18 protein-coding genes are annotated in these 20,036 nt (G+C 71.1%); 9 read left to right on the forward strand and 9 right to left on the reverse strand.

What is annotated here, in order from left to right:
* The first annotated feature begins 14 nt into the window (after positions 1–14).
* Positions 15–818: an endo alpha-1,4 polygalactosaminidase gene (locus OG453_RS13775; RefSeq protein ID WP_266867799.1), complete on the forward strand. Its 804-nt coding sequence runs from the start codon at positions 15–17 to the stop codon at positions 816–818.
* Here OG453_RS13775 and OG453_RS13780 read toward each other — a convergent pair.
* Positions 804–1,586: an adenosylcobinamide-GDP ribazoletransferase gene (locus OG453_RS13780; protein ID WP_266867801.1), complete on the reverse strand. Its 783-nt coding sequence runs from the start codon at positions 1,584–1,586 to the stop codon at positions 804–806. The genes OG453_RS13775 and OG453_RS13780 overlap by 15 nt on opposite strands.
* Before the next feature lie 260 nt (positions 1,587–1,846).
* Here OG453_RS13780 and OG453_RS13785 point away from each other — a divergent pair, with 260 nt between their 5' ends.
* Positions 1,847–2,605, forward strand: a complete 759-nt coding sequence (locus OG453_RS13785) for a hypothetical protein (RefSeq protein ID WP_266867803.1) — start codon at positions 1,847–1,849, stop codon at positions 2,603–2,605.
* Here the strand turns inward: OG453_RS13785 and OG453_RS13790 are convergent.
* From OG453_RS13790 to cobT, 3 genes are read right to left on the reverse strand one after another with little or no spacing between them, the layout of a single operon-like run.
* Positions 2,551–3,267, reverse strand: a complete 717-nt coding sequence (locus OG453_RS13790; RefSeq protein WP_266867805.1) for a hypothetical protein — start codon at positions 3,265–3,267, stop codon at positions 2,551–2,553. The genes OG453_RS13785 and OG453_RS13790 overlap by 55 nt on opposite strands.
* Positions 3,264–5,015 (reverse strand): phosphatidylglycerol lysyltransferase domain-containing protein, encoded by a 1,752-nt coding sequence (locus tag OG453_RS13795; protein ID WP_266867807.1) that lies wholly within the window; start codon positions 5,013–5,015, stop codon positions 3,264–3,266. The genes OG453_RS13790 and OG453_RS13795 overlap by 4 nt, the downstream gene beginning before the upstream one ends.
* A gap of 56 nt (positions 5,016–5,071) precedes the next feature.
* The gene (gene cobT, locus OG453_RS13800) at positions 5,072–6,145 is read right to left on the reverse strand and encodes a nicotinate-nucleotide--dimethylbenzimidazole phosphoribosyltransferase (RefSeq protein WP_266867809.1); all 1,074 of its coding nucleotides are present in this window, start codon (positions 6,143–6,145) and stop codon (positions 5,072–5,074) included.
* A 143-nt stretch (positions 6,146–6,288) separates the two neighbouring features.
* Between cobT and OG453_RS13805 the strand changes: the two genes are divergently transcribed.
* The gene (locus tag OG453_RS13805) at positions 6,289–7,029 is read left to right on the forward strand and encodes a class I SAM-dependent methyltransferase (protein WP_266867811.1); all 741 of its coding nucleotides are present in this window, start codon (positions 6,289–6,291) and stop codon (positions 7,027–7,029) included.
* An 18-nt stretch (positions 7,030–7,047) separates the two neighbouring features.
* Here the strand turns inward: OG453_RS13805 and OG453_RS13810 are convergent, their stop codons facing one another.
* Complete coding sequence (locus tag OG453_RS13810; RefSeq protein WP_266867813.1) at positions 7,048–8,247, reverse strand: bifunctional adenosylcobinamide kinase/adenosylcobinamide-phosphate guanylyltransferase; 1,200 nt, start codon at positions 8,245–8,247, stop codon at positions 7,048–7,050.
* Between the two features lie 90 nt (positions 8,248–8,337).
* On the opposite strand from OG453_RS13810, the gene OG453_RS13815 reads away from it, so the two are divergent.
* Positions 8,338–8,559 (forward strand): hypothetical protein, encoded by a 222-nt coding sequence (locus OG453_RS13815; protein ID WP_266867815.1) that lies wholly within the window; start codon positions 8,338–8,340, stop codon positions 8,557–8,559.
* 58 nt (positions 8,560–8,617) lie between these two features.
* Here the strand turns inward: OG453_RS13815 and OG453_RS13820 are convergent, their stop codons facing one another.
* From OG453_RS13820 to OG453_RS13830, 3 genes are all read right to left on the reverse strand, one after another.
* Positions 8,618–9,670, reverse strand: coding sequence for a S1C family serine protease (locus OG453_RS13820; protein WP_266867817.1), 1,053 nt, complete (start codon positions 9,668–9,670; stop codon positions 8,618–8,620).
* Between the two features lie 94 nt (positions 9,671–9,764).
* Positions 9,765–10,472, reverse strand: coding sequence for a bifunctional 2-polyprenyl-6-hydroxyphenol methylase/3-demethylubiquinol 3-O-methyltransferase UbiG (locus OG453_RS13825; protein WP_266867819.1), 708 nt, complete (start codon positions 10,470–10,472; stop codon positions 9,765–9,767).
* Positions 10,473–10,546: 74 nt separating this feature from the next.
* Complete coding sequence (locus tag OG453_RS13830) at positions 10,547–11,143, reverse strand: DUF3043 domain-containing protein (RefSeq protein ID WP_266867821.1); 597 nt, start codon at positions 11,141–11,143, stop codon at positions 10,547–10,549.
* A gap of 298 nt (positions 11,144–11,441) precedes the next feature.
* On the opposite strand from OG453_RS13830, the gene OG453_RS13835 reads away from it, so the two are divergent.
* The 5 genes from OG453_RS13835 (at position 11,442) to OG453_RS13855 (ending at position 18,653) form a co-directional block, all read left to right on the forward strand.
* Positions 11,442–12,233: a PspA/IM30 family protein gene (locus tag OG453_RS13835; protein WP_266867823.1), complete on the forward strand. Its 792-nt coding sequence runs from the start codon at positions 11,442–11,444 to the stop codon at positions 12,231–12,233.
* Between the two features lie 35 nt (positions 12,234–12,268).
* The gene (locus OG453_RS13840; protein WP_266867825.1) at positions 12,269–12,547 is read left to right on the forward strand and encodes a hypothetical protein; all 279 of its coding nucleotides are present in this window, start codon (positions 12,269–12,271) and stop codon (positions 12,545–12,547) included.
* An 866-nt stretch (positions 12,548–13,413) separates the two neighbouring features.
* The gene (locus tag OG453_RS13845) at positions 13,414–14,658 is read left to right on the forward strand and encodes a sensor histidine kinase (protein ID WP_266867827.1); all 1,245 of its coding nucleotides are present in this window, start codon (positions 13,414–13,416) and stop codon (positions 14,656–14,658) included.
* On the forward strand, positions 14,655–15,341 hold the full coding sequence (locus OG453_RS13850) for a response regulator transcription factor (protein ID WP_266867829.1): 687 nt from the start codon (positions 14,655–14,657) through the stop codon (positions 15,339–15,341). Before OG453_RS13845 ends, OG453_RS13850 begins: the two co-directional genes overlap by 4 nt.
* A gap of 162 nt (positions 15,342–15,503) precedes the next feature.
* Entirely contained in the window at positions 15,504–18,653 is a 3,150-nt protein-coding gene (locus OG453_RS13855) for an efflux RND transporter permease subunit (RefSeq protein WP_266867831.1), read from the forward strand.
* A 141-nt stretch (positions 18,654–18,794) separates the two neighbouring features.
* Here OG453_RS13855 and OG453_RS13860 read toward each other — a convergent pair whose 3' ends face one another.
* Entirely contained in the window at positions 18,795–20,015 is a 1,221-nt protein-coding gene (locus OG453_RS13860; RefSeq protein WP_266867833.1) for a multidrug effflux MFS transporter, read from the reverse strand.
* Positions 20,016–20,036 lie beyond the last annotated feature (21 nt).

The following is a 20,036-nucleotide window of genomic DNA, read 5'->3' on the forward strand; positions in this document are numbered from 1 at the left end:
CGTACGGTGAGCCCGTGTCAGCCCACCTTCGACGTGCCGCCGTGCTCCTCGTTCTGCTGGTGCTCGCGGGCTGCGCGGCGCCCGCGGAGGAGAAGCCGGACGAAGCGCGGTGGCAGCCGCGCCCCGGGACGGCCTGGCAGTGGCAGTTGAGCGGGAAGCTCGACCCCTCCGTCGACGTCCCCGTCTACGACATCGACGGCTTCGACCACTCCGAGGCGACCGTCGCCGATCTGCACCGGCGCGGCCGCAAGGTCATCTGCTATCTCTCCACCGGCGCCTGGGAGGAGTTCCGCCCCGACGCGGGGAAGTTCCCCCGGGCGGTCATCGGCAGGAGCAACGGCTGGGACGGCGAGCGCTGGCTCGACATCCGTCGCACCGACGTCCTGGAACCCCTGATGGCGCAGCGCATCGACATGTGCCGCGACAAGGGCTTCGACGCGGTCGAGCCGGACAACATGGACGGCTACGCGAACCGCACAGGATTCCGCCTCACCGGCGCCGACCAGCTCCGCTACAACCGTCTGATCGCCCGCCTCGCGCACGAGCGCGGGATGGCCGTCGGTCTGAAGAACGACCCGGACCAAATCCCGGACCTCGTCGGGGACTTCGACTTCGCGGTGAACGAACAGTGCGCGCAGTACGAGGAGTGCGAGCGCTGGAAGCCGTTCATCGCGGCGGGCAAGGCGGTCTTCCACGTCGAGTACGAGCTGCCGACGCGGCGGTTCTGCGATCAGTCGCGGAAGCTGAACCTGTCGTCGATGCTGAAGAAGTACGAGCTGGGGGTCTGGCGCGAGGCGTGCGCCTCAGCCGAGGGCTAGGACGACCAGGGCCGTCGTCGCGGCGGTCTCGGCGAGGGCGCCGAAGACGTCGCCGGTGATGCCGCCGAAGCGGCGGACGCAGTGGCGCAGCAGTAGTTCGGCGGCGCAGACCGCGAGGACGACGGCGGCCGCGTACTGCACGGTCTCGTACGTTCCCAAGGACACGGCGGCGGCCGCGGCGGCCGCGGTGACGCCGGCCGCCGTGAGCAGCGCGGCCTTCCGCGGGACGGTGCCCGCCACGGCGGCGCCGAGGCCCTCCGGGCGGGCCGCGGGTACGCCCGTGCGGGCGGCCAGGGTGAGGGCGAGCCGGGCCGCGGCCGCGGAGACGACCGCGGCGAGTGCGCCCCTGGCCCATGAGGCGTCGTAGAGCTGGAAGAGGACGGCGACCTGGGCGAGCAGCACGAAGAGCAGCGTGATGACGCCGAAGGGCCCGACGTCGGACTGCTTCATGATCCGCAGGGCGTCTTCTGGGGGCTTGGCGCTGCCGAGACCGTCGGCGGTGTCGGCGAGGCCGTCGAGGTGGAGGCCGCGGGTCAGCGCGGCGGGGGCTGCGGCGGTCGCCACGGCGGCGAGGAGGGGACCTGCGCCGAGGGCCATGAGCGCACCGCCGAGTGCCGCGGCGAACAGCCCCACGGTGAGGCCGGCCAGCGGAGCGCAGAGCATCCCGGCACGGGCGGCTTCGCGGTCCCACCGGGTGACCTTGACCGGCAGCGCGGTGAGGGTGCCGAAGGCGAAACGGGGGCCGTCGGCGGGGGAGGTTCGGGGCACCGCGGAAGGGTATCTGGCCTGACCGTCGAGTCAATCGGCACCCGGCATGGGCGCTGTGCCCACCCTTCCCCAAGCTCTCGGCTTCGCTCGAGCAGGGGAGGCCCCACTCGCCTTGCGGAACGCCTGCCCACAGCAGGAGGCTGATGCGGGGCAATCGGGTGGGTGGGCGGGAAAGATCCGCCGCGAAGCGGCGGCACAGGAAAGCCCCCACTCGCCCGCAGCGAAGTGCGGCAAGCGGAACCCCGGCCCAGGATGGCCCCATGGCCGACTGGTGGTACCGGAACATCACGGAGCCGGGAAAGCTCCCGCTCCTCCTGGCCCTGCTCTCCTTCGTCGTCACGTTCCTCGTCACCCGCACCATCACCCGCCTCATCCGCGCGGGCAAGGGCCCCTTCCGGAACCTCAGCTCGGGCGACGTACACATCCATCACGTCGTACCCGGCATCTTCCTCATGCTCGTCGGCGGTTTCTGGGCCGTCGCCGCGGGCTCGCACAGCCTGGGGCCGATGCTCGCGGCGGTCATGTTCGGGATCGGCGCAGGGCTCGTCCTGGACGAGTTCGCGCTGATCCTCTACCTCGACGACGTCTACTGGAGCGAACAGGGCCGCAAGAGCGTCGAGGTGGTGATGCTCACCGCGGCCCTGGTGGTGCTCATCCTCACCGGCTTCACCCCGTTCGGCGTGGACGACATGTCGCCCGATGAGCGCAGCAACCGCGCCGCGCTCGCCCTGAACGTCGCCTTCAACTGCTGCTGCGCCCTGGTCGCCCTGGCCAAGGGCAAGCTGCAGACGGCGCTGATCGGCATGGTGATCCCGCTGGTCGCGCTGGTGGGCGCGATCCGCCTCGCCCGCCCGGGATCGGCATGGGCCAGGCGCTTCTACCGCAACCGGCACCGCTCCCGCGCCCGCGCCGGCCTGCGCGCCTACCGCCACGACCGCCGCTGGGCCGGCCCGCGCCGCAAGGTTCAGGACTGGATCGGCGGCAAGCCCGACACGGAACTCGCGCGCCCGCGCCGCTGAAGCACCGCCGAGCAGCCGCACAGGACGAGTACGGCCGCGATCGCCGCCAAATGCTCCTTGCCCGCGAGGTTGTTCTTCACGAAGACCTCGATGACCATCACGGCGATCACCAGAACCCCCGTGAACCACGCCCGGTACCGCCAGCACACATAGACCGCGAGCCCCACCACCGCGGCGGATGGACCGGTGTCGACGACCTGCGCGTTGGACGCGGGAAGCCCCAGCGGGTTGCCGGGACCCCACGCGATGCCCACGCGCGCGTAGAGCGTGCCCGCGAGGGTGGCCGCGTAGCCGATGAGGAGCGTGCGCCACCAGCCGACGCAGATCTCGGCGATGCCGAACACCAGCAGGATCTGCGCGAGCGCGCCCCAGACGGGCAGGTCGAGTGCGGGTACGAAGAGCGAGAGCGGGGTCCGCAGGAGGGCGAGCCAGAGCGGGTCCTCGGCCCGTACGGAACCGATGTTCTGGACGTACTGATAGCCCCAGGGCTGGTTCTGGACGAACTGGCACAGGGCGGTGAGACAGACCGCGGCGAGCGTCATCGGCGCGGCCCGCCACCGCCGGGCCACGATCCCGTCCCGCACCGCGGCGTACAGCGGCCCCCACTCGTCGCGTGCCATGCGGGCCAGGGACCGGGACAGGGACGGGGACGGGGCGCTCATCGTCGGGACTCCAGATGCTTGCGGTGCAGCCACTTCGGCAGGCCCGGCGCTTCCAGGAAGCCCTCCGCGCGGGCCGACGCGATGCCGATGCGCGGCAGGTCGCCGCTCTTCTCGAAGAGAAGGAAGCGCGGCTCCCAGATCGGGCGGTACTTCGCGTTGGCCCGGTACAGCGACTCGATCTGCCACCACCGGGAGAAGAAGGTGAGCAGCGAGCGCCACAACCGCAGGACCGGGCCCGCGCCGAGCCGCGAGCCACGTTCGAAGACGGACCGGAACATCGCGAAGTTCAGCGACACCTGAGTGACGTCGATCTCCGGGGCGCGCTGGAGCAGCTCGATGACCATGAACTCCATCAGGCCGTTCTCGGCGTCGCGGTCGCGCCGCATCAGGTCGAGGGAGAGCCCGTTCGGCCCCCAGGGCACGAACGAGAGCACCGCTCTCAACTCGCCGTCCCCGTCGGTGCATTCGAGCATCACGCACCGCCCGTCGGCAGGATCGCCGAGCCGCCCGAGCGCCATGGAGAAGCCGCGCTCGGTGGCCCCGTCGCGCCAGTCGTCGGCGCGCTCCAGCAGATACGCCATCTCGTCGGCCGGAATGTCCTCGTGACGGCGGATCCGCACCTCGTACCCGGCGCGCTTGACCCGGTTGTACGCCTGCCGGACGGTGCGCATGGCCCGTCCCTCCAGGGTGAATTCAGCGGTCTCGACGATCGCTTCGTCGCCCAGTTCGAGCGCGTCGAGCCCGTGCCGCGCGTAGATCGTGCCCGCCTCCTCGCTCGCCCCCATCACGGCCGGGATCCAGCCGTGCTCGCGGGCGTCGGCGAGCCAGGGCTCGATGGCGCCGGGCCAGGCCTCCGGATCCCCGATGGGATCACCGGAGGCCAGCGAGACGCCCCCGATGACCCGGTAGGCGACCGCGGCCTTGGCGCTCGGCGACCACACGACGCTCTTCTCGCGGCGCAGCGCGAAGTACCCGAGCGAGTCGCGCTCCCCGTACTTGTCGAGCAGCCCGTGCAGCTTGGTCTCGTCGTCCTCGGTGAGCGGGTCGACGGCCTTGCGGGAGCGGAAGGCGGCGTACAGCACGGCAAGGAGGAGGAGCGTGCTGAGCACGTTGATGGTGACGTTGACCCAGCCCGGCGTGGCGATGCCCTCGAACCGTGTGTCGTCGGCGGCGAGCGAGACGAGCCGCATGGTGCCGTAGCGCCAGCGGTCGAGGAAGGTCGAACGGTATTCGTCGTGCGCGTGGTTGGTGACGGTGACCAGGAGCGCGGCGATCAGCGAGGTCACGAGCAGACCGCCGACCGCGACGGCCGCGGCGAGCTTGGGGTTCGAGCGGTCGCCCTTGGCGTAGAACTCCCGGCGCCCGACGATCAGCGAGGCGACGAAGGCGGCGGTCAGGACGAGGGAGATCCAGTTCTGCGCGTGCTGACGGATCTCCGGAAAGACCATCGCGAACGCGAAGAGCAGCAGAAAGAGCCCGCTGAGTACGAGGTTGAGAATCCAGGCGGCGCGTTTGCGGCGGCGCATCGTGATGGCCAGGAACATCGTGAACGCCCCCGAGGCGAATCCTGCCGTCAGCAGATACGGGGTGAAGTAGTTCTCGGTGTTGTGCCGCCGCAGATCCTGCCCCAGGGAGACCCAGACCGCGCTCAGAAAGTTGATGAAGGTGACGGCGCGCAAGTACCAGACACTGAAGCCCGCGGCGATCCGTCGATTACGCCCAGAAGAAACATCCGGCTCATCTCCCATGAAAAGGGATCATATGGGGCGTGATGTCCTTGTTGGGGGCAGGCGTTCCGGGGTGCCTACTCCTCAGGCTCAGGCGTCGGCTCAGGTGCCCGCTCCGGCAGCTCGGCGGAGAGCGCGGCCGCGGCCCGCACCAAGGGAAGTGCCAGCAGCGCCCCCACCCCCTCACCCAGCTTCACGCCCTGTTCGAGCACCGGATCAAGCGCCATCCGGTCCAGCGCCTTCGCCTGCGCCGGCTCTCCGCTGGCATGCCCCGCGAGCCACCAGTCCGGCGCCCGGAAGGCGACCCGCTGGGCCACCAGCGCTGCCGCCGAGGCCACGACCCCGTCAAGAATCACGGGCGTACGCCGCACCGCGCACTGCAGCAGGAACCCGGTCATGGCGGCGATGTCCGCCCCGCCCACCGCCGCGAGCAGCTCCAGCTGGTCCCCGAGCACGGGCCGCGCCCGCCGCAGCGAGTCACGGACCGCCGCGCACTTGCGCATCCACGCCAGGTCGTCGATCGGCGAGCCGCCCCGCCCGGTCACCACGGACGCGTCGGTCCCGCAGAGCGCGGCGACCAGCGTCGCCGCGGGCGTCGTCCCGCCGACGCTCACATCGCCGAGCACGACCAGATCGGTGCCGGAGTCGGCCTCCTCGTCGGCGACGGCCATCCCGGCCCGCAGCGCCGCCTCGGCCTCCTCGGCCGTCAGCGCGTCCTCGATGTCGACGCGCCCCGAGCCGCGCCGCACCCGGTGACCCGCCACCTCGGCGGGCAGCTCGGCAGGGTCGCAGTCCAGGGCCATGTCGACGATCCGGACCGGTACGTCGAGCCGGCGCGCGAGCACGGCGACGGGGCTCTCCCCGGCGAGCACGGAGCGCACGAGTTCGGCCGCGCTGCCCGCGGGCCTGGTGGAGACGTCGAGCTCGGCGACCCCGTGATCGCCCGCGAACAGGATCACGCGCGGCCGCTCGATCGGCCTGACCGGAACCGACGACTGGGCGGCGGACAGCCACTCGCCCAGTTCGTCGAGGCGCCCGAGCGCCCCGGGCGGCACGCTCTGCCGTTCCCTGCGCTCTTCGGCGTCGCGCCGCACCCCGCCGTCGGGGCGCTCGATCAGGTCGGTGAAGTCGTCGAGATTCAGCGAGCTCATTCGCCGAACAGTACCGGGAGGGTCGGGGCCCCGCGTGGTCGCCTCCGTGGTGTCATTGCCCTGGTGTCGATCATCCCTTACGTACCGTTTCAAGGGGATTGTCGTGCTGCTCGAACCGTCGGACAGAGGAGCCCTCCACCCCCATGGACGCCGCCCACGCCGCCGCAGCCCAGGCCGAGAAGGTCCTCGCCGCCCCACACCCGGCCGCCCGCCGTCACCGGGCCCGCGCCCGCGCGATGGGCCGCTTCACCGAGCCCGAGAGCTGGCTGGACATCGACACCGGACACGGGGACTTCCCCGCCGCCGCCAAGGAGGTCCACCCGTACACCGCCTTCGACGGGCTCGACCGCACCGGGCGGGTGGAGCGGGGGCGCGCGGCGGGCCGCGTGGAGGAGGCCCACCGGGGACTGCTCGCCGATCTCGCGCCGAAGCTCGCGGGGCGCTACGACGCGCTGAGCATGTTCCACTACCTGGAGCGCAGCGCCGACCCGCGCATCGAACTCATCGCCGCCCGCACGGTGTTGCGGCCCGGCGGCCATCTGATGATCGAGGTCCCCGTCCCGGAGAGCCGGTACGCGAGGCTGCTCGCCAAGGGCTGGATCCGGCCCGAGCCGCACCACCGCATCCCGCTCACCGCACTCCGGCGCGAGCTGGAGAGCCTCGGCTACACCGTCGTGGCCACCGACCGGCGCGAGCCGCACATCCCGCTCGACCTGACCGCGGGCCTCGCCGTCGCCCTCGGCCGCATCCGCGCCGCGGCCCGCCTCGCGATCCCGCTGCTCGCCGCCGCCGCCCTGGCCGACCGGCTGCTCGCGCCCGTGGTCAGCCGCACCCGGTTCTCCAACGCCTACCGGATCATCGCCCGCAGGAACCCGGACACGTGACCGGCCCGGTCGGTCCCGTCAGCCCCGCAGGACCAGCGCCTGGCCCGCCACGACCATCAGGACCTGCTCGCACTCCGCCGCGAACGCCGCGTTGAGACGGCCCAGTTCATCGCGGTAGCGACGGCCCGACGCGGTCGCGGGGACGATCCCCGAGCCGACCTCGTTCGAGACGGCGACGACCGTGCGCCGGGTCGCCCGCACCGCGTCCGTGAGCTCGGCGACCCGCTTGCGCAGGGCACGCTCGCCGCCGCCCGCCCACTCGGCGTCGTCCCACGCGTTCACCTCGTCCATCGCGTACGTCAGCCACAGCGACAGGCAGTCGATGAGCAGGGGAGGCCCGTTCTCGGCGAGCAGGGGCACCAGATCGCAGGTCTCGGCGGTGCTCCACGAGCCCGGCCGCCGCTCGCGGTGCGCGCTCACCCGGTCCGCCCACTCGGAGTCGCCGTTCCTGGTCCCGCCCGTCGCCACGTACAGCACATCGGGGAACGCCTCGAGCCGCCGCTCGGCCTCCACCGACTTCCCCGACCGAGCGCCGCCCACGACGAGGGTGCGCCGCGGCACGTCCGGTACGTCCTCGTAGGCGCCGACCACCAGCGTCGAACCGTCCGGCACGGCCCGCGCACCGGCGGCCGCGAGCCTGCGCCGCAGCTCCGCGCCGGGCGGCACCTCATCGCTCAGATGGACGGCGATGATGTCCGTCGTCGGCCCGATGGCGCCCGCCGCCCGCAGCCGGGCGAGCCCGTCGGGGCGCCCGATGACATCGGCCACGACCATCTCGTACGCGGGATGGTCGTCCGGCACCCCGGAGGGCGCACCGCCCGGCGGCAGATACAGCAGCCGCTCCCCGTCGGGCCCGACCACCTCGTACCCGGTGCCCGGGTGGTCCATCGCCACCGCGCGCACCCGGTGCCCGGTGAGCAGTGCGAGCTCCCGCCCGTCCGGGACCCGGCCCGGCTGCGGCAGACCGGCCGGCACCTCCACCGATGGGCCGTCGTGCGGATGGGAGAGGAGAACCTGGCGTACGCCGCCGAGCGTGTGCCCGGAGCGGGCGGCCGCGAGGGCGGCGCCAGGCGTGAGGTCGAGCAGCAGAACGCCGTCGACGAGGAGCGCGGTCGCGGCGCGTGCGGCGTCGCCGAGCGCGGTCGCGCAGGCCGCGCAGGGGCAGCCGGGGCGCGGCAGGCCTTCAGGGGCGCCGGTGCCGAGCAGAGTCAGTTCCACGAGAAGATCCTCCCGCGTCACCGCGAGCACCGCTCGCCCGGCTAGGCTTCAAGCGGCTTGAGACAGCTGTCGGACCATCGGGAGGCTGGCATGGCGGCATGGACGTGGCGGTTCGAGAAGGCGGACGGGACGGAGGTCCAGCCCGCGCTGCAGCCCGAGGAGTTCACCACTCAGGGCGACGCGGAGTCCTGGGTCGGCGAGTACTGGAAAGAACTCGCCGAGGGCGGCGCCGACCAAGTGTCGCTTTTCGAGGACGCCAACAAGATCTACGGACCGATGAGCCTGCACGCGGAGGACGCGGCGCAGGGCTGAGCCGGGCCTGGACATGAGGGAGGCGGTGGCCGTCGGCCACCGCCTCCCGCACGTCCGGCTACATCTCGCCCAGCGTGACGTCGACGGTCTTCTCGGCGCCGTCCCGCACGTACGTCACTTCCGTCTTGTCGCCCGGTTGCTGCCCGGCAAGTGCCTCGGAGAGCGAGGTGATCGTGGTGATGTCGGCGTCGCCCACCTTGGTGATGATGTCGCCGGTCTCGATGCCGGCGTCGGCCGCCGCACCGTCCTGCTGCTCCTCGACCACGGCGACGCCCGCGGGACGGTAGTCGTCGCCGAGCACGGTCCGCCCCGTGATGCCGAGCGCGGCCCGGCCCGAGTCGGTGACCCTGCCGTCCTTGATGATCTGGTCGGCGACCGTCTTCACCATCGAGGACGGGATCGCGAACCCGATGCCGGGCGCCGCGCTGTCGCCCATGTCCGGGTCGGTCGCCGCGAGCGTCGGGATGCCGATGACCTCGCTGTCGAGATTGACCAGGGCGCCGCCGCTGTTGCCCGGGTTGATCGCCGCGGATGTCTGCACCATGTTGGCGATGGTGGCGCCGGTACCGCCGCCCGAACTGCCCTCGCTGACGGTCCGGCCGGTGGCGGAGACGATGCCCTGCGTGACGCTGGACGAAAGACCCAGCGGCGAACCCATGGCGAGCACGATCTGCCCGACCTCGGCCTTGTTGGAGTCCCCGAACTTCGCGGCCTTGAGCCCGCTCGGCACGTCGTCGAGCTTGATGACGGCGAGGTCCTGCTCCGGGTACGCGGCGACGAGCTCGGCGCCGAGCGTCAGCTCACCGGTGGCCGTCGTCACCTTGAAGGTCTGCTCCTTGCCCACGACATGGGCGTTGGTGACGATGTGCCCCTTGCCGTCGTAGACGATGCCGGAGCCGAGACTGTCGGAGGCCTCGATCTGCACGACCGACGGCAGGACGTCCTCGATGACCTGCTGGTAGTCCTCCTGCAGATCGTTCGCGGCGGCGGGCGCGGCCTGCGTGGTGGACTCACCGGAGTCCCCGGAGCCGGAGCTTGAGCAGCCTGCGACGAGGAGGGCGGCGGCAAGGGAAGCGGTCACGGTGACAGCACGGGTGCGCGAGACATTCATGTCCCGAGTGTCCCGTTCGCCCCCATACGGCGCACTGAGTTGCGGGGCAATCGGGTGGGCGTGCGGAAAGATCCGCCGCGAAGCGGCGGATCAGTCAGTCCCGTACCCCACACACATGCAAAAGAGCCGCGACCCGGCGGTACGGGTCGGTACGCCCGGCCCGCTCCTCGGCGGCGAGCAACGCGGACAGCTCGGCCTCCGCGGGTACACCCGCGTCATCCGCCGCCGTATCGGTGAAGACCCGCACCCCGTACCAGGCACGCAACGGCGCCGCGATCCCGGCGAGAGACGCCACCACCGCGTCGAGCCGATCCGCCCGCGCCTCGATGCCGAGCCGGTTCCGGTACGACGTCGAGTCGAACGCGGCCAGCGCCCCCGCCCAGTCACCGGCCAGCCCCGGCCGCATGGCAAGCGCGTCCGCGTTCCGTACGAGCAACGAAAGCAGCCCGCCGGGCGCCAGCATCCGGGCAAGCCCCGCGAGCAACGCGTCCGGCTCCTCGACGTACATGAGGACGCCGTGGCACAGCACGACATCGAAGCTGCCCGGCAGGAAGTGCACCCCGGTCTCGTGCCCGTCGCCCTCGACGATCCGCATCCTCCCGCGGATGCCCTCGGGCTCCGCGTCGAGCGCCGCACGCGCCGCGGCGACCATCGCCGGATCCTGCTCGACGCCCGTCACCTTGTGACCGGCACGCGCGAGCCGCAGCGCCTGCGTGCCCTGGCCCATGCCCACGTCCAGCACCCGCAGCCGCTGCCCCACGGGGAAGCGCCCTGCTATCTGTTCGTCGAGCTGCCGGGACACCAGCTCCTGGCGTACGGCATTGCGCAGACCGCCCAGCTTCTCCAGCCAGGCGGCCGCTCCGCCGGCGAAACCGCTCAGGGCCGCTCTCCGCGCTTGACCTGCGGCTTGGGCAGTCGCAGTCGGCGCATCTGGAGCGTACGCATCAGGGCGTAGGCGACGGCGCCCTTCTTGCTCTCGTCGGGGAAGCGCTCGGCAAGGCGTTTCTTCAGACGGAACGCGGTGGTGACCGAGTCCACGATGATCAGGACGATCACGGCGAGCCAGAGCAGCAGCGCGATGTTCTGCAGCTGCGGGATCCGGACCATGCTCAGTACGAGGATGATCACGGCCAGCGGCAGGAAGAACTCGGCGATGCAGAACCGCGAGTCCACGAAGTCACGGGCGAACCTGCGCACCGGACCCTTGTCGCGGGCGGGCAGATAGCGCTCGTCACCGCTGGCAAGCGCCTGGCGCTGCTTGTCCATCTGGACGCGGCGCTCGCTGCGCTGCCGCTTCGCCGCCTCCTTGCGCGTCACAGGCGTGTTGGCCACGCTGCGGCGCTGGGTCTGGGCCTCACTGCGCTTGGGCGTGGGGCGGCCCTTCGGGGCCTCGGGGTCACGGGGCTGCTGGGAGTCGGTCACCGGGGCCTTGCTCGCCGGGGCCTTCTCGTCCTTGGATCGGCTACGGAACACAAAACCCAAGGGTACGGGGTGCGGACGTGTGGACCCCAGTCCGATGGGAACGATCCGGCAACACCGCGCGTCTTGATTATGTGTCTACGGGGACGTTCGGTGTAGTTTGCATGCGCTTTGCGGGCGGATCACAGGGGTACACCTACTCCCTACGCCGGAGCGCGGCGGGATGCAGTCGTCCTTGGGGATGAGCGCATCCGCACGCGAACAGTGCGGTAATGGATGCAGGGCCCGTACTGTGGGTTCTGTTGCAGTACCTGGAGCTGAGAAGTCCGTCAGAAGGGGGCGCGCGAAGCCCATGAGCGGTGTCATGAAGCGTATGGGGATGATCTTCCGCGCGAAGGCGAACAAGGCCCTTGACCGGGCCGAGGACCCGCGCGAAACCCTCGATTACTCCTACCAGAAGCAGCTGGAGCTGCTGCAGAAGGTGCGCCGTGGAGTCGCCGACGTGGCGACGTCCCGCAAGCGCCTCGAGCTGCAGCTGAGCCAGCTCCAGAAGCAGTCGTCGACCCTGGAGGACCAGGGTCGCAAGGCGCTCGCGCTCGGCCGCGAGGACCTGGCCCGTGAGGCCCTGTCCCGCCGTGCCGCGCTCCAGCAGCAGGTGACGGACCTGGAGACCCAGCACCAGACGCTCCAGGGCGAGGAGGAGAAGCTCACCCTCGCGGCGCAGCGACTCCAGGCCAAGGTCGACGCCTTCCGTACGAAGAAGGAGACGATCAAGGCCACGTACACCGCCGCGCAGGCGCAGACCCGGATCGGCGAGGCCTTCTCCGGCATCTCCGAGGAGATGGGCGACGTCGGCATGGCCATCCAGCGTGCCGAGGACAAGACCGCGCAGCTCCAGGCGCGGGCCGGCGCGATCGACGAGCTGCTCGCCTCCGGTGCCCTCGACGACTCCTCCGGGCTGGCCAAGGACGACATCCAGTCCGAGCTGGATCGCCTCTCCGGTGGTACTGATGTAGAGCTGGAACTGCAGCGCATGAAGGCGGAACTGGCCGGCGGCTCGACGCCGAAGCAGGCCATCGAGCCGGGTCAGGGACAGCCCCAGGCCCAGCAGCCGCAGGACACTCCGCGCTTCGACAAGCAGTAGCCCTGCGCATACCGCTCACGTCCGAGGAGGGCGACATGATCGTACGGATCATGGGGGAGGGGCAGGTGAAGCTGGCCGACAGCCACTTCGCCGAACTGAACAAACTGGACGACGAGCTGCTCGCCGAGATGGAGGGCGGCGACGAGTCCGGCTTCCGCAGGACGCTGGGCGCGCTGCTCGACAAGGTCCGGGAGCTGGGGGAGCCCCTCCCGGACGAGGCGCTGGAACCTTCGGAGCTGATCCTCCCCGCCGAGGACGCGACGCTGGACGAGGTCCGCCAGATGCTGAACGACGACGGCTTGATCCCCGGCTGAGGGTCCCTCCGGGGGTGGCGCGCAGAACCGCCGCTCCGCGCCGGCACTTCCCCACCCACCCGCCCGATCACTCGGCAGCGCGGTCAATCCCCTGCCCCGCGCCGACCCGTCACCTGGCAACTTCGACATCCCACCCGCCCGCCCGATTGCTCGGCAGCTCAGGTCAATTCTTCGGTCCGCCGGCTGATGGCGGGTGGCTCCGGCCTTCGGCCCGCCGGCCCGATCACTCGGCAGCTCGGTCAATCCCTCGCCCCGCGCCGACCCGTCACCTGGCAACTTCGACGTCCCGCCCGCCCGCCCGATTGCTCGGCAGCTCAGGTCAATTCTTCGGTCCGCCGGCCCGATGACCGGGTGGCTCCGGCCTTCGGCCCGCCTGCCTGATTGCTCGGGTGCTCGGGGCGATTCTCTGTTGCGCTGGCCTGGCTACTCGGTAGCTCCGGTCTCCCACCCGCCCGCCCGATTGCTCGGCGGCTCGGGGCGATTCTCCGGTCCGTTGGCCCGATCACCGGGTGTCTCCGGTCTTCAGCCCGCCCGTCGGGTTGCTCGGGAGCTTGGGGCGATTCTCAGGTCCGTTGGCCCGGCTGCAAGGCAGCTCTGGCCTCCCCCGGCCCGCCCGATTGCTCTGGTCCGCCAGCCCGTCGGTCCGGTGGCTCCGGTCTCTCGTCCACCCCGCCCGGTTCCCTCGCAGTTCGGGTAAGTCTCCCGGCCCGCCCACGCGATCACCCCACAGCTCCGGGTAATCGGGTGGGTGGGTGGGGAAATCGCCGCGAAGCGGCGGAACGGCTCCGGGCACCCCGGGGTGCGGAAAGTAGGGCGAGGCGGCAGAGCGGTCCCGGCAGCCCGCAGGGCCCCGTACCGTTTAAGGCGTGACGACTCTTGTGCGGGGCCGCTGTTGGGCCAAGGCGCATCCCTTGGCGGTGGACGGCGCCCTCGCGGCGGCGGTTCTCGTCTGCATGGTCATCGGGTCGCTCGTCGAGCCGTACCGGCACGACGGAGGACCCAGCTGGGGCACCCGCACCCCGGCCACCCTGAACGTGATCCTGATGGTCCTCGGCGCCGCCGCGCTGATCTTCCGCCGCCGCGACCCCTGGCTCGTACTCGCCGCGACCTGCGCCGTCTCCGTCATCGACCTCGTCACCGGCGAGTACCGCGGCGCCGTCGTCATGAGCGCGGTCGTCGCCCTCTACACCGTCGCCGCCACCACCAACCGCCCCACCACCTGGCGCATCGGCCTGATCACCATGACGGGCCTCACCGGAGTGGCGATGGTCGCGGGCCCCCTGCCCTGGTACGCCCAGGAGAACCTCGGCATCTTCGCCTGGACCGGCATGGCCTCCGCCGCGGGCGACGCTGTCCGCAGCCGCCGTGCCTTCGTCGACGCCATAAGGGAGCGCGCCGAGCGGGCGGAACGGACCCGGGAGGAAGAGGCCCGGCGGCGCGTCGCCGAGGAGCGCCTGCGCATCGCCCGAGATCTGCACGATGTCGTCGCGCATCACATCGCCCTGGTCAATGTGCAGGCCGGGGTCGCGGCCCATGTCATGGACAAGCGGCCGGACCAGGCGAAGGAAGCCCTCTCCCACGTGCGCGACGCCAGCCGCTCCGCGCTCAACGAACTGCGCGCCACCGTCGGCCTGTTGCGCCAGTCCGGCGACCCCGAGGCCCCCACCGAACCGGCCCCCGGCCTCGCCCACCTCGACGACCTCGTCGACACCTTCCGGCACGCGGGACTCCCCGTGGAGGTGACCCGCGGCGACGCGGCCACGGAGCTGCCGGCCGGAGCCGACCTGGCCGCCTACCGCATCATCCAGGAGGCCCTCACCAACGTACAGAAGCACGCGGGCACGGGCGCCAAGGCCGAGGTCAGCGTCGTCCGCGTAGGACCGAACATCGAGGTCACCATTCTCGACGACGGCCCGGGAGAGAGCGCCGAGCCCCAGGACGACGAGAACAACGGCGGTGGGCACGGGCTGATCGGCATGCGTGAACGCGTCAGCGCGCTCAGCGGCCGCTGTACCGCGGGCCCCCGCTACGGCGGCGGTTTCCGCGTCCATGCGATCCTGCCCGTCACGGCAAAGCCGGTCAGCCCGGCAGAGGGAGGGACCACCGCGTGACGATCCGGGTGCTGCTCGCCGACGACCAGGCACTGCTGCGCAGCGCGTTCAAGGTGCTTGTGAACTCCGAGCCCGACATGGAGGTCGTCGCCGAGGCGTCGGACGGCGCGGAGGCCGTCGAGCTCGCCAAGGCGCGGGCCGCCGACGTGGTCCTGATGGACATCCGGATGCCCGGCACGGACGGTCTCGCCGCCACCCGGCTGATCAGCGCCGACCCCGATCTCTCCCACGTACGCGTGGTGATGCTGACGACCTTCGAGGTCGATGAGTATGTAGTGCAGTCGCTGCGCGCGGGGGCCTCCGGATTCCTCGGCAAGGGGGCCGAGCCGGACGAGCTGCTCGGCGCGATCCGCATCGCGGCGGCCGGCGACGCGCTGCTCTCCCCGGCGGCGACCAAGGGCCTGATCGCCAAGTTCCTCGCGCAGGGCGACGGTTCGGACGGTGACGGCGTCGGCGGCACGCGCGGCGAGCGGCTCGACGCGCTCACCGGGCGCGAGCGCGAGGTCCTCGTCCAGGTCGCCGGCGGGCACTCGAACGACGAGATCGCCGAGCGGCTCGAAGTCAGCCCGCTCACCGTGAAGACCCATGTGAACCGCGCGATGGCGAAGCTCGGCGCCCGTGACCGGGCACAACTCGTCGTCATTGCCTACGAATCGGGCCTGGTACGTCCAAGGGTGGAGTGAGCCGGGGCGCTGTGTACTGCGCCCGCAGTATGCGCCGCATAAGAACGGGACCCGGGAGTGACGGCTCCCGCTCTGGACATGGCAGATCGTGTAGGGGGCACCGGTCGGGCATCGGCCTGTCGGTGCCCGTTCCTGCGCAGTACGCCACAGAGAGAGACCACCATGTCCTGGCTGTCCCGATTCAGCCTGGCCCAACGGGCCCTGATCGGGCTGATATCGATCGTCGCGCTCGTCTTCGGCGCCATCGCGATCCCTCAGCTCAAGCAGCAGTTGCTGCCCTCCATCGAACTTCCGATGGTGTCCGTCCTGGCCCCGTACCAGGGCGCGTCCCCCGATGTGGTCGAAAAGCAGGTCGTCGAACCGCTCGAGTCCTCCATCGACGCGGTCGACGGGATCACCGGAATCACCTCCACGGCGAGCGAGGGCAACGCCGTGATCATGGCCCAGTTCGACTACGGCAACGGCTCCAAGCAGCTCGTCGCCGATGTCCAGCAGGCCGTGAACCGCGCCGGGGCCGAACTCCCCGACGACGTCGACCCGCAGGTCATCGCCGGTTCCACGGATGACATCCCGACCGTGGTCCTCTCCGTCACCTCCGACAAGGACCAGCAGGCGCTCTCCGACCAGCTCGACCGCACCGTCGTCCCCGCCATGGAGGACATCGACGGCGTCGGCCAGGTCACCGTCGACGGCGTGCGCGACCTCCAGGTCGACGTCACCCCCGACGACAAGAAGCTGGCCAAGGCGGGCCTGACCCCGGCCGCGCTCGGCCAGGCGCTCCAGGCGGGCGGCGCCACGCTCCCCGCGGGCTCCTTCGACGAGGACGGCAAGAACCGCACCGTCCAGGTCGGCGGCGGCTTCACCTCCCTGAAGCAGATCCAGGACCTGATGGTCACCCCCGAGGCCAAGCCCGGGGAGCGCCCCGGCAAGCCGGTCCGCCTCGGCGACCTCGCCACGGTCAAGCAGCAGCCGGCCGACGCCACGTCCATCACCCGCACCAACGGCAGGCCAAGCCTCGCCGTCGCGATCACCATGGACCAGGACGGCAGCGCCGTCGCCATCTCCGACGCGGTCAAGGACAAGCTGCCCGACCTCCGCAAGGACCTCGGCGCCGGCTCCGACCTGACCGTGGCGAGCGACCAGGGCCCGGCCGTCTCCAAGTCCATCGACGGTCTCACCACCGAGGGCGCGCTAGGCCTGGTCTTCGCGGTCATCGTCATCCTGGTCTTCCTGGCGTCGATCCGCTCGACGCTGGTCACCGCGGTCTCCATCCCGCTCTCGGTCGTCCTCGCCCTGATCGTGCTGTGGACCCGCGACCTCTCCCTCAACATGCTCACGCTCGGCGCGCTGACCATCGCGATCGGCCGCGTCGTCGACGACTCGATCGTGGTCCTGGAGAACATCAAGCGCCATCTCGGATACGGCGAGGAGCGCGAGGCCGCGATCATCAAGGCGGTCAAGGAGGTCGCGGGCGCCGTGACGTCCTCGACCCTGACGACCGTCGCGGTGTTCCTCCCCATCGGCCTGGTCGGCGGCATGGTGGGCGAGCTCTTCGGCTCGTTCTCGCTGACGGTGACCGCGGCGCTCCTGGCGTCCCTGCTCGTCTCGCTGACCGTCGTACCGGTCCTCTCGTACTGGTTCCTGCGCGCCCCCAAGGACGTGCGCGGCGCCGACCCGGAGGAGGCCCGCCGCAAGGCCGAGGAGAAGGAGGCGAAGAGCAGGCTCCAGCGCATCTACGTCCCCGTCCTGCGGTTCGCGACCCGTCGCCGCTTCACCAGCCTCGCCATCGCGATCGTGATCCTCGTCGGTACGTTCGGCATGGCGCCGCTCCTGAAGACCAACTTCTTCGACCAGGGCGAGCAGGAAGTCCTGACGATCAAGCAGGAGCTGAAGCCGGGCACCAGCCTGGCCGCGTCCAATGCCTCGGCCAAGAAGGTCGAGAAGATGCTGGACGGCCTCGACGAGATCAAGGACTACCAGGTCACCGTCGGCTCGTCCGGTTTCATGGCGGCCTTCGGCGGCTCCACGGACACCAACCAGGCCTCGTACACCCTGACGCTCAAGGACAAGTCCTCGTACGACAAGACGCAGGACCTGGTCGAGGAGGAGCTCGGCAAGCTCTCCGGCATCGGCCAGACGTCCATCGCGGCCGGTGACGGCTTCGGCAGCCAGGACCTGAGCGTCGTCGTCAAGGCCGCCGACGCGGGCGTGCTGCGCAAGGCGTCCGACGAGGTGCGCGCCGAGGTTGCGAAGATCGACGACGTCATGGACGTCCAGAGCGACCTCTCGCAGAGCATCCCGCGCATCTCGGTCAAGGCCAACTCCAAGGCGGCGGCGGCCGGTTTCAACGACACCACCCTCGGCCAGGCCGTCGCCCAGGCGGTCCGCGGTACGCAGAGCGGCAAGGCGATCCTGGACGACACCGAGCGCGACGTGGTGGTGAAGTCGGCGAAGCCGGCGAAGACCCTCGCCGAGCTGCGGGGGCTGAACCTCGGCACTGGCGTCAGGCTTGGTGACATCGCCTCCGTCAAGCTGGTCGACGGACCGGTCTCGATGACCCGCATCGACGGCGCGCGCGCCGCGACGATCACGGCGAAGCCGACCGGTGAGAACACCGGCGCGGTCAGCGCGGACCTCACCAAGAAGCTCGACGCGCTACAGCTGCCGGACGGTGCCACGGCGTCCATCGGCGGTGTCTCCGAGGACCAGGACGAGGCGTTCGCCTCGCTGGGGCTCGCGATGCTCGCCGCGATCGCGATCGTCTTCATGCTGCTGGTGGCGACCTTCCGGTCCCTTGCCCAGCCGCTGATCCTGCTGGTCTCGATCCCGTTCGCGGCCACGGGCGCGATCGGTCTGCTGATCGCCACGGACACCCCGATGGGCGTCCCGGCGATGATCGGCATGCTGATGCTCATCGGCATCGTGGTCACCAACGCGATCGTCCTGATCGACCTGATCAACCAGTACCGCAAGCAGGGGCACGGCGTCGTCGAGGCGGTCATCGAAGGCGGCCGCCACCGGCTCCGCCCGATCCTCATGACGGCCCTGGCGACGATCTTCGCTCTCCTCCCCATGGCCCTGGGCATCACGGGCGAGGGCGGCTTCATCGCCCAGCCGCTCGCGGTGGTGGTGATCGGCGGCCTGATCACCTCGACCCTCCTCACCCTCCTCCTCGTCCCGACGCTGTACGCGATGCTGGAGCTCCGCAAGGAGCGAAGGCGCGCGAAGCGCGAGGCGAAGCGGGCGAAGAAGGCGGGCGTCCCGCCTCAGGCCGCCCCCGATGCGGGCGACCCGGAACCGGCTCAGGTGTAGTTCTCTGCCTGCGGGCCGGTAGGGGCTGATCGCGCAGTTCCCCGTGCCCCTTACGGGGCACGATCCCGCCCGCCCCGCGTTGTGGGCAGGCGTTCCGCACGGCGGAACGGGTGGGCACAACGCACCACTGCCGGACCAGCGCTAACCAAGGCGTCCAGCACCACTAACGACGGGGTGCTCCTCAGACAGAGGAGCACCCCGTCCGCGTACGCCCACTGCAAGTGCCAGCACCGCAGCCCCGCTGCACAGCGTCATCCCCACAAACAGCGGCACCGCAGTGGAATCCCCGCCGAGCCCCACCAGCGGCGCGACCACCGCACCCAGCGCGCTCTGGGCGGTCCCGAGAAGGGCGGACCCCACCCCGGAGGCGTAAGGCACACGCGCCAGAGCAAGCGCCGCCGCGTTGGCCACGACGAGCCCCAGCCCGCCGCACACCACCGCCAGCAGCCCCAGGCACACCAAGGTCGTCAGAAGCCCGGCCACCGTCAGCACCAGCAGCACGGCAGACCCGCCGAGCATCGCCAACAACCCACCCCGCAGCAGCACTTCGGGAGCGACCCGCCCCACAAGGCGGGCCCCCACCGCACTGGAGACCGTCGCGACCACGGCCCCGCCCGAGAAGGCGACGGACGACGCCCCGACCCCCATCCCCAGCACGTTCTGCAGCAGGAACGGCGACCCGGCGATGTAGCAGAACAGCATCCCGAACCCGAAGGTGAAGGCGAGCGTGTAGCCCACGTACGCCCGATCGCCCACGACCTCGCGGACCGAAGCCGCCACCTCCCGCATCCCGCCCTCGTGCCGCCGCTCCTTCGGCAGGCTCTCCGGTACGCCGACCACCACCGCAAGCGTCACGAGCAGCGACACCCCGGCGAGCACCCAGAACACGCTCCGCCACCCCGCGGCCCCGATCACCGCGCCGCCGGCCAGCGGGGCGATGATCGGCGCGATCCCGGCCAGCGTCATGAGCACCCCGAACAGCCGTGCCGCGGCGGCCCCTTGGACCCGGTCGGCGACGACGGCCCGGCTGATCACGACCCCCGCCGCCCCGCTGAACCCGGTCACGAACCGCAGCGCGACCAGCCACCCCAGCGAGGGTGCGACGGCACACAGCGCGGTCCCCACGGTGCACACGGCCGCGCCCGCGAGCAGCGGCGCCCGCCGGCCGTGGCGGTCGGAGAGGGGCCCGAAGACGAGATGCCCGAGCGTCATCCCGACCAGGAACGCGGTCAGCGTGAGCTGCACCCCGGAGGCGTCGGTGTGCAGTTCCTCGGCCATCCGCGGAAAGGCAGGTAGATACATGTCGGTTGACAGCGGACCTATGAACGAGAGCAGCGCGAGCGCGGCGGTGAGCAAGGGCATGGCTGAGAGACCCCCGGGGCG

The organism is Streptomyces sp. NBC_01381 (assembly GCF_026340305.1).
Taxonomy (GTDB): Bacteria; Actinomycetota; Actinomycetes; order Streptomycetales; family Streptomycetaceae; genus Streptomyces.